We start from the raw sequence: 12,612 nt of genomic DNA on the forward strand, positions 1-12,612 counted from the left end.
GGTCACGGGGTCGTGGTCCCAGCCTGCCCGACGCCGCGCGCCGCGGCGACGCGACGGCCGGGGTCCGTGAGGACGTCGACGTCGTCGACCCACTGCTCGACCGTCCCGACGCCCGGTGGCAGCGCCCGCACGGCCGGGTCCTGGATCGCGGCCGTCACCGCGTCGGCCACCGGCCCGAGCCCCCGGTACGGCCGGTCGAAGAACGGGACGACGACGTCGGCCACCGTCGGGAGACCCGCCTCGCCCTGGAGGTCGTGCAGGGACGCCAACCCCCGGCACAGCGCCGCCTCGCGCGGGCGCCAGTCGTCGGCCACGAGCGCCGCCGCGAGGTCGGGCCCGGCGGCGGCGGCGGCGCGCGGGAGGGCGGCGAACGCCGTCCCGAACCACTTCGCGTACGGGGGCCAGCACCGCTCGAGCAGGAAGCCGAGGTGCATCGCGACGCGTACGAGCCGGGCCGCGACGACGCGCGACCCGAGGTCGTCGCCGCGCTCCGCCGTCCGGCCGACGAACGGCAGCTCCTGCCCGATCCGCGCCCAGTCGACGGCGACCGCGTACCGCCACAGGTCGTCCGGGTACCAGGCGAGGCGGTCGCGCGCCGCGGTGACCCGACCGTCGGTGTCCGCGAAGACGGGACCCGCGGTGACCTCGAGCACCGCCTGACCGGTGAGCGCGAGCCAGTCGTCCAGGGTGAGCGGGCGCGTCGCGTCGAGTCCCAGGCGGGACGTGGTGAAGCCCGACGGCGACGCGACCTCGACCTGGTGCGGGCCCTCCGGGCTCCACGTGGTCGGGAACCGGGTCGGGTGCCCGGCGAACGTGCCAGGCAGCGCCGCGTCGAGCAGCGCGTCGACCTCGTCGACCATCGGCTCGTCGACCAGCAGCGTCAGGCGCAGGCCCCAGTCGTGGTCGCGCGACGTCGCGTCGTCGAGCCCGAGGACGTCGGACCCGCTCCCGAGGCGTCCGGCCGCGTGCGGCAGCCCGGGCCAGCGTCCCAGCACGAGCGGCCCGACGACCTCGTCGTAGTAGCGCCGCGCGAGGTCGGCCCCGGTCTCCACGCGGGCAACCTAGCGGGTCGGCGTCACGACACCCAGGGCTTTCGCCGCTACCAGCGCTCGGCCCCGACGAAGTTCGTGGGAGCGGGCTCGACCCCGAGCACGTCGCGCAGGACCGTGAGGTCGTAGGTGCGTTCCATCGCGAGGTGGCTCAGCGCGTACCGCGTGAGACGCGGCGGCTCAGGGCGTCGCAGCCGCCGCGCGACCGTCTCGACCGCGCCCGCGAGCGCCCATGCCGGACGGACCGGGACGGCGACGACCCGGACGTCGGTGCCGCGGCCGCGCAGCGCCGCGGTGAGCGCGTCGCGCAGCGCGACCGGCGCGGCGTCGGCGACGTTCGCGACGAGCAGCCCGCGGGGCGGCCCTCCCCCGCGGCCGGCCGCGCGGGCCGCGCCGTCGGGCAGCGCGACGGCGGCCCGCACCGCGGCGAGGAGCGTGTCCACGTGCGTGAGCGACTGGAGCACGCGCCCGCCGCCGGGCAGGACGAGGCGCCCGCACCGCACGGCGGCCTCGACCCGCGGGAGCAGCGTCGTGTCCCCCGGGCCGTAGACGGCGTGCGGGCGCAGCACGACGACCGCGCCCCGGTCGGGGTGGTGCACGACGTCGCGGGCCAGCGCGCGCTCCGCCTCCGCCTTGGTCGTCCCGTAGGCGTCGAGGTACCGGTCGACCGGAGCCTCGTGCTCGCGGGCGCGCACGCTCGGGCGGAACGGGTCGTACACGCTGCCGGACGACACGTGCACGAACCGCGCGCCCGGGAACGTGTCGCGCACCGCGAGCGTCCCGCCGACGTTGGTCGCGCGCGCGACGTCGGGCGCGCACCAGTCGGACACGGCGGCGCCCGCGTGCACGACGGCGTCCACCGCGGGCGGGTCGGGGAGCGGACCGGCGGTGAGGTCCCACGCGAGGTGCCGGGTGCCCGGGAGGCCCGGGTCGCGGCGGGAGGACGTCCAGACGTCGTGGCCGTCGGCGACGAGGCCGCGGGCGACCGCTCCCCCCACGAACCCCGACGCCCCGGTGACGACGACCCTCACGCGACGGCACCGCGCGCGTCGCGGCCGGCGGCGGCCGGCTCGGCGGGCACGAACGGCGCGGCGGCGCGCGAGAGCGCCGCGCGGTCTGGCTTGCGCGAGCGCCCCGCGAGCGGGACGCGGTCGGCGTGCAGCACGACGTCGGGCAGCGCGTCGTGGTCGAGCACGCCCGGCAGCGCCGTGCGCACCCGCGCGACGAGCGGGTGGTCCGGGTCGAGGCCGACGTCGCCGTCGGGCCGCGCACGACGGGTCGGCGCGCCGTCGGTCACCGAACCCGCCGAGGTGCCGGTCGAGGTGCCCGTCGAGGTGCCCGTCGAGCCGACCGACGAGGTGACCACGAGCGCGACGCGCTCGTCCCCGTCCACCTGCGGCACGCCGACGAGGACCGCCTCGCCGACGCCGTCGAGCGCCGCGACACGCGGCTCGAACAGGCCCGGGTAGATGTTGGTCGTCCCGCGGATGATCATGTCCCGCGTGCGGCCGACGAGCACGATCCTCCCCGCGTCGTCGAGCCGCGCGAGGTCGCCGGTGCGGTGCTCCGCGACCCGCGCTCCCCTGCCGCGCGCCGGGGCGTCGAGGTCGTGCAGATAGCCCGCCATGAGTGACGGCCCGGACAGCACGAGCTCGCCGACGACGTCCGCGCCGCCGTCGGCCGGGCGGTCCGCCGGGTCGCCCGGCCCGTCGTCCTCCACCGGGTCGAGGTGCGCGACCGTCCCGGGAAGCGGCAGGCCGACGAGGTCGCCGTCCCCCGGGTGCGCGAGCTTCTCCCGGGCCTCGACCACCGCGACGGGCAGGATCTCCGTCATCCCGTACACCGCGACCCAGCCCGTGCCGGGCAGGACCCGTGTCGCGCGCGCCAGCAGGGCGCGCGTCACGGGGGCTCCGCCGACGAGCGCGACGCGCGGGCCGCGCGGTGGCACCGTCCCGGCCTCGACGGCGTCGAGCAGCGCCGTGACGTCCGCGGGCACGAGGTACGTGCCCGCGGCGCCGTCGAGCTGACGAGCGAACGTCACGACGTCGCGGCTCGGCGGGTCGGCCGGCACGGACCACGTGGCACCCGCGAGCAGTGCCGGGACGCCGAGCAGCATCTGGTCGGTGTGCACGACGTCGCCCGGCGCGAGCGCGAACACGTCCCGCAGCAGGTCGCACCCGGCGAGCAACGACCCGGCCGTGTGCACCACGGCCTTGGGCTGCGCCGTCGTGCCGGACGTGAAGACGGTCAGGGCCTCACGGTCCGGGTCGAGCTCTGGCAGCGCCGCGCGGTCGACCGGGCCGGCGCCGAGGCGACGCGCGGCGCGCGAGCCGCGTGGCACCCCGGGGAGCCACGGCCCCGCGTGCACGTGCCGCAGCGGCAGGCTCGCGTAGTCCGGCAGGAGCAGGCCGCGCGAGCGGGCCAGACGGCGCAGCGGCCCCCGCGACACCGCGTACAGCAGCGACTCGGTCGTCGCGAGCGACGGCCCGGCAGCGCGCACGCGCGCCGTGAACAGCTCGGGCGTCGACCCGGGGTCGACGAACACGATCGTGCCGCCCGCGCGGACGACCCCGAACGCCAGCACGACGCCCTCCGGCCGGGGCCGCACCGAGAACAGCGCCCGGTCGCCGGGCGCGAGCCCGTCCGCCGCGAGCGCCGTCGCCGTCGCCTCGACGCGGCGGGCGAGGTCGGCGTACGTGACTTCCTCGCGCACGCGCGCGCCCCGACGGCCGGGCCGCGTCCAGCGCCGGAGGGCGACGGCGTCCGCGGACGCGTGCCCGGGTGCGCCCCGCTCGAGGATCGGGCCCAGCAGGTGGCGAGCCGCGTCGTCGGCCGCGGTCACGCCGCCTCCCCTGCCGACGCCACGGCCGACCCGGCGCCCGGGCGCGCGGACCCTTCCGGCGCGCCCACCCGGCCGCCGGCCGCACGCACCCCGAGCGATCGGTACGCGGGGATGAGCACCCCGCGCGCGACGGCACGGTCGGTGACCTCGACGCTCCGCCCCGCCGCGGCGACGGGGCGCAGGGCGTCCAGCACCGCGTCGACCTGGGCCATGGCGAGCGGCATGCCGAGGCAGAAGTGCGGGCCGGCACCGAACCACAGGTGCCGCACGGCCGGATCGACGGGTGCGTCGGGGTCGAAGGGGCCCGCGTCCTTGCAGCAGGAGATCGTCGCGATCACGACCCGGTCCCCCGCGCGGACGCGGACGTCGCCCACGGTCGCGTCGGCGCGCACCGACCGCAGCATCGCGGGCGTGGGGGCCGTGACGCGCAGCGCCTCCTCCACGACGCGCCCGCGCAGCGCCGCGCCCTCGGGACCGGGCGGCGCGGCCAGGAGCCGGTCGAGCCAGCCCGTGTCCGCCGTGAGCGCGACGAGGCGCGGCACGAACGACTGGATCGTCTCCGTCCCGGTGAGGACGAACGCGCCGACCGCGCCCATCGCCTCGTCCTCCGAGAGCCCGAGCTCGCGCATGCGCCCCGGCACGGTCGCGGGGTCGCCGTCCCGGTACGCGTCCCGCGCGGGAGCCGAGAGCCGGGCGAGGACGGCGCGCGCGTGCCGCACCTGCGCGGGCGTGAGGCTGCGTCGGTGCAGCCGCACCAGGCCGACCACGGACTGCGCGGCCGTCATCGCCTCGCGCACGGCGACGTCGGTGGGCGGCAGCCCGGTCATGGCGCAGATGACCGTGCCCGCCATGGCCGCGGTCTCCGCGACGAGGTCGACGCGCGCGCCCGCCAGCAGGCGCGGCGCGAGCCCCGCGAGGACGTCCGGGACGCTGACCGCCACGAGGTCCCGCACCGCCCGCGGGGTGAAGAGCCCGGAGAGCGCGCGGCGCAGGCGCGCGTGGTCGGCACCCTCCATGTTGAGCAGCACGGACGGCCCGAGCACGGGCGTCCACAGGTCCGACGGCGACCCCGGGCCCACCTTGGTGAACCGCTCGGTGTCGAGCAGCACGGCACGCGCGGTCGCGGCGTCGGACACGACCACCCCGATGCCGGGGACGCGCACGACCGGGCCGCGGTGGCGCAGCGCCCGGATCGCCGGGTAGACGAGCGGGTGCGCACCGCGCTGGACGCGCTCCTCCCAGCGCATCGCCGCGGCGAGCCCGACCGGGGCCGGCGCGACCGCCGTCGTCCCCGTCACCGGATGTCCACCACCTCGGGCCGGTACCGGTGGTCGGCGTACCAGCCGAGCGTCCGCACGAGCCCCCACGCGTGCGCGCGGCGCGCCGACGCGAGCACGACGACCTCGCGGTGCGCGCCGTACCTCCGGGTCAGGCGCCGCACCGCGTTGACGAGCGCGCGGTCCTCGTGGACGTCCTCGATCGCGGTGCGCGGGAACCCGCCCGCGGCCTCGTAGAGCTCTGCGGTGATCGCCATGTTGCAGCCCGGCGCCATGACGTACGGGCCGAGGTAGGACGGGTCCTGGTTGCCGGGCCGGAAGCGCCCGAACGTGCTCGCCACGCTCACCGCCGCCGACAGCACCCCCTGCTGGACGCGCGAGACCGGCCGGTCGTCCGTCCGCGCCACGAGCCGGCCCGCGACGAGGTCGTGCCCGCTCGCGAACGCCGCACGCACGCGCCGGGTCCAGTCCGGCAGCGGGAGGCAGTCGGCGTCCGTGCGGGCGAGGTGCGTCGCCCCCTGCCCGATCGCCGCGCGCATCCCCGTGTCGGCCGCGGCGCCCGTGCCCTTCTGCGGCTCGTCGACCACGCGCCAGCGCGTCATGCCCCACGCCGCGGCGGTCGCGCGGACGAGGTCGCCCGTCCCGTCCGACGACCCGTTGTCGACGACGACGAGGTCGAAGTCGGTGTCCTGCTGGTCGCGCAGCGCCTCGAGCGTCGCGACGATCCCGTGCGCCTCGTCGCGCGCGGGCACGACGACCGCGAGCCGCTGCGGGCTCGCGACGTGCCGCGTGAACCGGCGCGCGGTCACAGCCGCACCACCGTCGCGCCGATGCTGATGCCGCCGGCGAGCCCGACCAGCACGACGACGTCCCCCGGCCCGACCCGGCCGGTCTCCAGCGCCGTGGCCAGCTGCAGCGGGAGCGTCGCGGAGGCGACGTTGCCGTGGTCGGCGACGGTGACGAGCGTGCGGCCCGTCGGGAGGCCGAGCGCGGCGTGCACGTCGTCGAGGTACGCGACGGCGACCTGGTGGACCGCGACGAGCGCGACGTCGTCCCACCCGAGGCCCGCGCGACCCAACGCGTCGAGGACGACGCCCGGGCCCAGCGCGAGGAACGCGTCACGCAGGCGCGACCCGTCGATCTCGAAGTAGGTCCGCTCGAGGTCGCGCGGGTGCGCGGTGCCGCCGCCCGGGAGCATGCCGACGTCCCAGTGCGTCGACTCCGCGCCGAACGCGCTCGCGAGGATGCCGCGCGGTGCGGGCGCCCCGGCGGCGTCACGCGCGTCGGCCTCCGCCGGCGTGGCGCGGCGCACGAGGACGGCCGCCCCGGCGTCGGACATCGTGTAGCCCGGCGCGGAGAGCAGGTACGTCGCGCGGTCCGGGACGTCCCAGCGCACCGCGCGCGACGGCGCCTCGCCCGACGCGATCAGGACCGTCGCGTAGCGCCCGGTGCCGATGAGCGCCTCCGCGACCTCGATCGCGTTGAGCACCGAGTTGCACGCGTTCTTGACGTCCATCACCGGCGCGCGGACGCCGAGCTTCGCCGCGACGATGTGGCTCGTCGCGGGCTCGACCATGTCCTGGCTCGCCGACGCGAAGAGCAGCAGGTCGACGTCGTCGGTCGCCAGCCCCTCGGTCGCGAGCAGCTTCTCCGCGGCCGCGACCGCGAGGTCGGACGCGTCCCAGTCGTCCGGGAGCACGTGCACCTGCCGCACGCCCGTGAGGCGCGCAACCATCGGCACCCGCGGCGCCGCGCCCGGGTTGCGCTCCGCGAGGGCGCGCTCCGCGTCGCGCACGTCGACCGTGCGCTCGGGCAGGTGCACCCCGACCGCGGCGAGCACCGCCGTCGGGGGTGCGAGGGGCGGGCGGGACGCCGTCCCGGCGGGGTTCACTGGCACGCGCGACACAGTAGCCAAGCAGACCCGCTCCGACGGTGGTCGTCCACAGGATCCGATGGGGTGAACTGCCCATCCCCAGATCGCGGCGTGCCCGCCCGGAGCCGCCGCGTGTGCGCCACACTGACCCGGTGACTGCGACCACGACCGCGCCGGTGACCACCCGCGAGCGACGCCGCGCCCTGCCCACGACCCGGCGCGAGCTGCAGGTGCTGGCCGCCGCGCGGCCCGCGATGGCCGGCGTCCTGCTCGCGGGCGGGGCGCTCGCCGGGGCGCGCGCGGGCGGCGGTCTGCGCAAGTTCCCGGGGCTCGGCTGGGTGACCGCGGACCCGACGGTCGGACGGCGGATCCTCACCGACCACCGGCACTTCACGATCGTCGGGGAGGGCGGGGTCGGGCACCTGTGGGCGCAGATCCTCGGCGACTGGGTGCTCGACCTGTTCGACGGCCCGGGCCACCACGACCTGCGCACGCGCTCGCGCGAGCTCTTCACCGAGGCGAGCGCCGCGGCGCTCGTCGACGGCGCGTGGTCCGTCGCCCTCGACGACGCGAGGCGGACCCTCGCGGCGGGCGGGACGGTCGACGTCGGCCGGCTGGCTCGCGTGCTGGTGGGACGGATGATGATCTCCCTGCTCGGCATCCCGACGCACGGCGGCGCGGCCGCCCCCGACGGCGGGTCCGCCGTCGTCCCGGGCGACGACGACGCGCTCACCGCCTTCGCGACGGGCGAGCGCCTCGCGTCGATCGCGCTCGGCAGCGCGGGCTCGACGTACCTCTCGCCGGAGCAGGTCGCGGCGGCGCAGGAGATCGTCGCCGAGCTGACCCGGGGCGTGCCCGACGGCTGGCGGCACGCCCCCGCCGACCGCCTGCTCGGCCGGTGCCGCGAGCTCGGCCTCGGGCTGGAGGAGACCACGGGGCTCGCGAGCCTGCTCATGGTCGCAGGCACGGAGACGTCGGCGTCCGCGATGGCCCGCACGACCGCGCTCCTCGTCGACACGGGCGAGCAGCACCGCCTGCTGCGCCTCATGGCCGACGAGCGCGCGCACCCCGTCGAGCGCGCCGCGGGCGAGCCCGACGCCGTGGAGAACGCGGTGCGCGAGGGCCTGCGCGTGACCAGCCCGGCGTCGGTCATCGGGCGCGGCGTCTCCGCGGACGTCGAGGTCGCGGGGCGCACGCTGCGCGCCGGGGAGCGCGTCATGATCCTCACGTGGGCCGCGAACGTCGCCGCCGGGCCGTTCCGCGCCGACCGCCCCTATGTGCGCGAGACGCGCCAGCTCTGGTTCGGCGCGGGCCGCCACCTGTGCCTCGGGGCGGCGCTCGCACGCGCCGAGATCGCCGCGCTGCTGCACGCGTTGTGGGACGACGGCGTGCCGCTGCGAGTCGTGTCCCGCCGGGCGAAGCGGCGCGTGCTCGTGCCGGGGTACGACGAGCTTGTCGTCGCGCGCGCCTGACGCGGCGAGGCCGGGCCGCGCCACGCGGCGCCGGGCGTCAGCCCTGGGGCGTCACGCTCCACGTGCCCGCGGTCTTCACGGCCAGGACGCCGGGCAGCACCAGGTCGAACGTCTCGGTGAACGCCTCGGTGTCGCCGAACACGCGCGACGCCTCGCGCGTGACGCCGAAGTACCGGCCCTGGAACGAGTCCTCCGGGCCGGCGGGCGTCCACGCGACCTCGGCGCTCGTCGCGGTGCCGTCCAGCCGCAGGACGGTCGAGCCGGTGCCCGACTGCGCTCCCGTCACGGGCGGCAGGTCGTTCCAGCTCTCGAGCCGCACCGACCAGTCCCCCGGGGTCTCGAGCCAGATCGACTGCTGCGGCGCGGAGTCCTCGAACACGTCCATGAGGTAGGAGCCCGTCGCCTCGCCGAGGGTGCCGGGGTACGGGGTGACGTCCGTGGGCGCCATGAACGCGCGCGCCCCGGCGCAGTCGCCGCAGTCGAGGTGCACGACGACGGCGAACTCGCCGTCGCGCACGAACGACACCGCCGCGCTCCCCGTACCGCTCACGACGGCGGGCGCCCCGGCGGCGACCGTGCCGGCGTCGACCGCCTGCGCGGGCGGCTCCGACGGCCGGTCCGCGAGCGGGTCGTCCGCGTCGGCGGCCGCGTCCGTCGGCTCGTCGGTCGCGCCCGCCGCGTCGTCGGGCTCCGCCGACGGGGTCGGGGTCGCGGCCGACGTCGTCGGTCGCGGGCCCGGCTCGGCACCGGTCGAGCACGCGCCGAGCACAACGACGCAGGCCGCGGCGACGAGGAGCGGCACGACGGCGGGGGCGGGCCTCCGGCGACGCGGGGAGCTCACAGGACCGGTTCTCATGGGACCAGGGTCTCAGGCGCGCCCGGCCCCGGTCGCAGGCGTCTCACCGGTGCGGCGGCACGGGTGGACGGTCAGTCGCGCGCCTGCCACGTGCAGACGCACGCCTCGTTGCCCTCGGCGTCGGCGAGGACCCAGAACGCGGGCGCGCGACGGTCGGACACGAGGTGCCCGCCCGCCGCGATGGCGGCCGTCACGCGCGCCTCGGCGACGTCGTGCGGCACGGTCACGTCCACGTGGATGCGGTTGCGCTGCTCGCGCGGCGCGTCCATCTGCTGGAACCAGAACGCGGGTGCATGAGCCGTCGGGTCGTGGAGGTCGGGCGCGGGCAGCTCCGGGGAGCCCTCGTCGAACCCCAGGACCGCGCGCCAGAACGGCTGGACCGCCGAGCCGACCAGGGTGTCGATCGCGATCTCGAGGTCCTGCACCGCCGTCGGGTCGGCGACGAGGTCGAGCTCGCGCGCCGCGGCGGAGATCTGCCGGGCGAGGTCGACGTCGCGCGTGCTGACGCCGCCGACGTCGTGCGAGGACAGCCGGACCGTCACGGTCCCGTAGCGCAGGTCGACGTCGGGGTGGTGGTTCGCCGCCTCGGCGAGCTCGCCGATCGCGTCGACCAGCTCCACCCCCGCGGTGAACGACCCGGTGCGGAACAGCGTCTGCACCGTCCCGAGGATGTACCGCCAGTCCTCGACGCCGTCGCTGTCGTGGAACTGGCGCGCGGTGATGCGGTCGTCCGCCGTCTGGGTCATGGCCGTCCTCCGGGTGGGCGTCGCTGCGTCGAGGTGCGACACCACGCTAGTGCCCGCGCCCGACGCACGCGCGGCCCGCGCCTACTCGAGGATCGCGCCGCGAGACGCGGACTGGACGAGCTTGGCGTACTTGGCGAGCACGCCGCGCGTGAACGTCGGCGGCAGCGGCGCCCACCCGTCGCGGCGCGCGGCGAGCGTGTCCGCGTCGACGAGCAGGTCGAGCGTCTTGTTCGCGACGTCGAGCCGGATCGGGTCGCCGTCGCGCACGAACGCGATGGGCCCGCCGTCGACCGCCTCGGGCGCGACGTGCCCGACGCACAGCCCGGTCGTCCCGCCGGAGAAGCGGCCGTCGGTGAGCAGCAGGACGGTCTTGCCGAGCCCAGCGCCCTTGATCGCGCCCGTGATCGCCAGCATCTCGCGCATGCCTGGGCCGCCCTTGGGCCCCTCGTACCGGATGACGACGACGTCGCCGTCGGTGATCGTCCCGTCCTCCAGGGCGTCGAGCGCCGCCCGCTCGCGCTCGAAGACGCGGGCCGTCCCCTCGAACACGTCCTCGTCGAACCCGGCGGACTTCACGACGGCGCCCTCCGGCGCGAGCGACCCGTGCAGGATCGTGATGCCCCCGGTGTGGTGGATCGGGTTGTCGAGCGCCCGCAGGATCTTGCCGTCCGGGTCCGGCGGGTCGATGTCGGCGAGGTTCTCCGCGACCGTGCGGCCCGTGACGGTGAGCGCGTCGCCGTGCAGCAGCCCGGCGTCGAGCAGGGCCTTCATCACGACGGGCACGCCGCCGATGCGGTCGACGTCGTTCATCACGTAGCGCCCGAACGGCTTGAGGTCCCCGAGGTGCGGCACGCGGCTCGCGACGCGGTCGAAGTCGGCGAGCGTGAGGTCGACCTCCGCCTCGTGCGCGATGGCCAGCAGGTGCAGCACCGCGTTGGTCGAGCCGCCGAACGCCATGACGACGGCGATCGCGTTCTCGAACGCCTCCTTCGTCATGATGTCGCGCGCCGTGATGCCGAGCCGCAGCAGGTTGACGACGGCCTCGCCCGAGCGGTGCGCGAACGCGTCCCGGCGCCGGTCCGCCGACGGCGGCGCCGCCGACCCGGGCAGCGACATGCCCATCGCCTCCGCGACCGACGCCATCGTGTTCGCCGTGTACATGCCGCCGCACGCGCCCTCGCCGGGGCAGATCGCCCGCTCGATGCGGTCCACGTCCTCGCGGCTCATGAGCCCGCGCGCGCACGCGCCGACCGCCTCGAACGCGTCGATGAGCGTGACGTCCTTCTCCGTGCCGTCGGAGAGCTTGACCCAGCCCGGCATGATCGAGCCCGCGTAGAGGAACACGCTCGCCAGGTTCAGCCGCGCCGCCGCCATGAGCATCCCCGGCAGCGACTTGTCGCACCCCGCGAGCAGCACCGTCCCGTCGAGGCGCTCCGCCTGGACCACCGTCTCGACCGAGTCCGCGATGATGTCGCGGCTCACGAGCGAGAAGTGCATCCCCTCGTGGCCCATGGAGATGCCGTCGGAGACGGAGATCGTCCCGAACTGCAGCGGGTACCCGCCGCCCGCGTGCACGCCCTCCTTCGCGCCCTGCGCCAGCCGGTCGAGCGACAGGTTGCACGGCGTGATCTCGTTCCACGAGCTCGCGATGCCGATCTGCGGCTTGGCGAAGTCCTCGTCGCCCATCCCGACGGCGCGCAGCATCCCGCGCGACGCCGTCGCCTCCAGACCGTCCGTGACCTGGCGGGAACGAGGCTTGAGGTCGGGTCCGGCGTCCGTGCGCGGGGTCTGCCCAGTCATGCCCCCACTCTAGGAACGCGGTCGCCGGACGGCGCGCCGGACGTCCCGAGACACGCCGACCCGGCCAGGGACCGCACGGCATCATGGGCCCGTGCGCACACGATCCCTCGCCACCGCTGCCCTCGTCTCCGCTCTCGCCCTGGTCGTGACGACCGCGTGCACCGCCCCGGGGCCGTCGAGCGCGGACCCCGGCGACACGACGTCGGCGGCGCCCCCCTCGTCGTCAGGCTCCCCGACCGCTGCCCCCGACGACGTCGCGACCGAGGACGAGACCGAGCCGGCACCCGAGGAGGAGCTCGCGGAAGAGCGCAGCGAGACGCCCGAGGAGTCGTTCCGCGCGTGGCTCGCCGCGAGCCGCGCGCCGGACGTGGAGGTCGCGTGCGGCTACCTCACCCCGGAGCTCGCCGAGCGGATGGTCGCCGAGATGACGTCGCAGGGGTGGCCGGGCATCACGGACTGCGCATCGATGATCACGACGACCGCCGGCCTGTACGCGGCCGTCGGCGACGTCCCGGACGTCGAGATCGCGGTCCGCGAGGAGCGCGCCGAGACGACGGTGCTGTCCGTCGTCTACGGCGGCGGCGACTGCGGCAGCGCCGTCATGGCACCCGCGGGGACGCGGTGGGTCGTCACGGAGCAGTCCGAGGAGGAGTGCTGACGCCCGCCGCGGACGCACGCCCCCGGCACGACGACGGGC

Annotated in this window: 11 protein-coding genes; 2 read left to right on the forward strand and 9 right to left on the reverse strand. The window is 76.8% G+C overall.

What is annotated here, in order from left to right; genetic code table 11:
• Positions 1-2: 2 nt before the first annotated feature.
• The 6 genes from NHH00_RS20550 to NHH00_RS04850 are packed head-to-tail and all read right to left on the reverse strand — an operon-like array spanning position 3 to position 7,065.
• Positions 3-1,052, reverse strand: coding sequence for a DUF4037 domain-containing protein (locus NHH00_RS20550; protein ID WP_308202260.1), 1,050 nt, complete (start codon positions 1,050-1,052; stop codon positions 3-5).
• A gap of 47 nt (positions 1,053-1,099) precedes the next feature.
• On the reverse strand, positions 1,100-2,080 hold the full coding sequence (locus NHH00_RS04830) for an NAD-dependent epimerase/dehydratase family protein (protein ID WP_253050606.1): 981 nt from the start codon (positions 2,078-2,080) through the stop codon (positions 1,100-1,102).
• Positions 2,077-3,891: a class I adenylate-forming enzyme family protein gene (locus NHH00_RS04835; protein WP_253050608.1), complete on the reverse strand. Its 1,815-nt coding sequence runs from the start codon at positions 3,889-3,891 to the stop codon at positions 2,077-2,079. Before NHH00_RS04835 ends, NHH00_RS04830 begins: the two co-directional genes overlap by 4 nt.
• Entirely contained in the window at positions 3,888-5,189 is a 1,302-nt protein-coding gene (locus tag NHH00_RS04840; protein ID WP_253050610.1) for a cytochrome P450, read from the reverse strand. Before NHH00_RS04840 ends, NHH00_RS04835 begins: the two co-directional genes overlap by 4 nt.
• The gene (locus NHH00_RS04845) at positions 5,186-5,977 is read right to left on the reverse strand and encodes a glycosyltransferase family 2 protein (protein WP_253050612.1); all 792 of its coding nucleotides are present in this window, start codon (positions 5,975-5,977) and stop codon (positions 5,186-5,188) included. The genes NHH00_RS04840 and NHH00_RS04845 overlap by 4 nt, the downstream gene beginning before the upstream one ends.
• The gene (locus NHH00_RS04850) at positions 5,974-7,065 is read right to left on the reverse strand and encodes a 3-oxoacyl-ACP synthase III family protein (protein ID WP_253050614.1); all 1,092 of its coding nucleotides are present in this window, start codon (positions 7,063-7,065) and stop codon (positions 5,974-5,976) included. The genes NHH00_RS04845 and NHH00_RS04850 overlap by 4 nt, the downstream gene beginning before the upstream one ends.
• A gap of 128 nt (positions 7,066-7,193) precedes the next feature.
• Between NHH00_RS04850 and NHH00_RS04855 the strand changes: the two genes are divergently transcribed.
• On the forward strand, positions 7,194-8,513 hold the full coding sequence (locus NHH00_RS04855; protein WP_253050616.1) for a cytochrome P450: 1,320 nt from the start codon (positions 7,194-7,196) through the stop codon (positions 8,511-8,513).
• 37 nt (positions 8,514-8,550) lie between these two features.
• On the opposite strand, the gene NHH00_RS04860 is transcribed toward NHH00_RS04855, so the two are convergent.
• From NHH00_RS04860 to ilvD, 3 genes are all read right to left on the reverse strand, one after another.
• Positions 8,551-9,369: a hypothetical protein gene (locus NHH00_RS04860; protein ID WP_253050618.1), complete on the reverse strand. Its 819-nt coding sequence runs from the start codon at positions 9,367-9,369 to the stop codon at positions 8,551-8,553.
• A gap of 71 nt (positions 9,370-9,440) precedes the next feature.
• The gene (locus NHH00_RS04865) at positions 9,441-10,115 is read right to left on the reverse strand and encodes a 4a-hydroxytetrahydrobiopterin dehydratase (RefSeq protein WP_253050620.1); all 675 of its coding nucleotides are present in this window, start codon (positions 10,113-10,115) and stop codon (positions 9,441-9,443) included.
• A gap of 81 nt (positions 10,116-10,196) precedes the next feature.
• Complete coding sequence (gene ilvD / locus NHH00_RS04870; protein WP_253050622.1) at positions 10,197-11,915, reverse strand: dihydroxy-acid dehydratase; 1,719 nt, start codon at positions 11,913-11,915, stop codon at positions 10,197-10,199.
• Between the two features lie 91 nt (positions 11,916-12,006).
• On the opposite strand from ilvD, the gene NHH00_RS04875 reads away from it, so the two are divergent.
• Positions 12,007-12,573 (forward strand): hypothetical protein, encoded by a 567-nt coding sequence (locus tag NHH00_RS04875; protein WP_253050624.1) that lies wholly within the window; start codon positions 12,007-12,009, stop codon positions 12,571-12,573.
• Positions 12,574-12,612 lie beyond the last annotated feature (39 nt).

Origin of the sequence: Cellulosimicrobium cellulans (genome assembly GCF_024124905.1) — a bacterium.
Taxonomy (GTDB): domain Bacteria; phylum Actinomycetota; class Actinomycetes; order Actinomycetales; family Cellulomonadaceae; genus Cellulosimicrobium; species Cellulosimicrobium cellulans_G.

Bases quoted from the DNA above. Each gene is read 5' to 3' on its own strand.
- NHH00_RS04860 (WP_253050618.1), bottom strand. From the start codon at position 9,369: ATGAGAACCGGTCCTGTGAGCTCCCCGCGTCGCCGGAGGCCCGCCCCC.
- NHH00_RS04865 (WP_253050620.1), bottom strand. From the start codon at position 10,115: ATGACCCAGACGGCGGACGACCGCATCACCGCGCGCCAGTTCCACGAC.
- ilvD (WP_253050622.1), bottom strand. From the start codon at position 11,915: ATGACTGGGCAGACCCCGCGCACGGACGCCGGACCCGACCTCAAGCCT.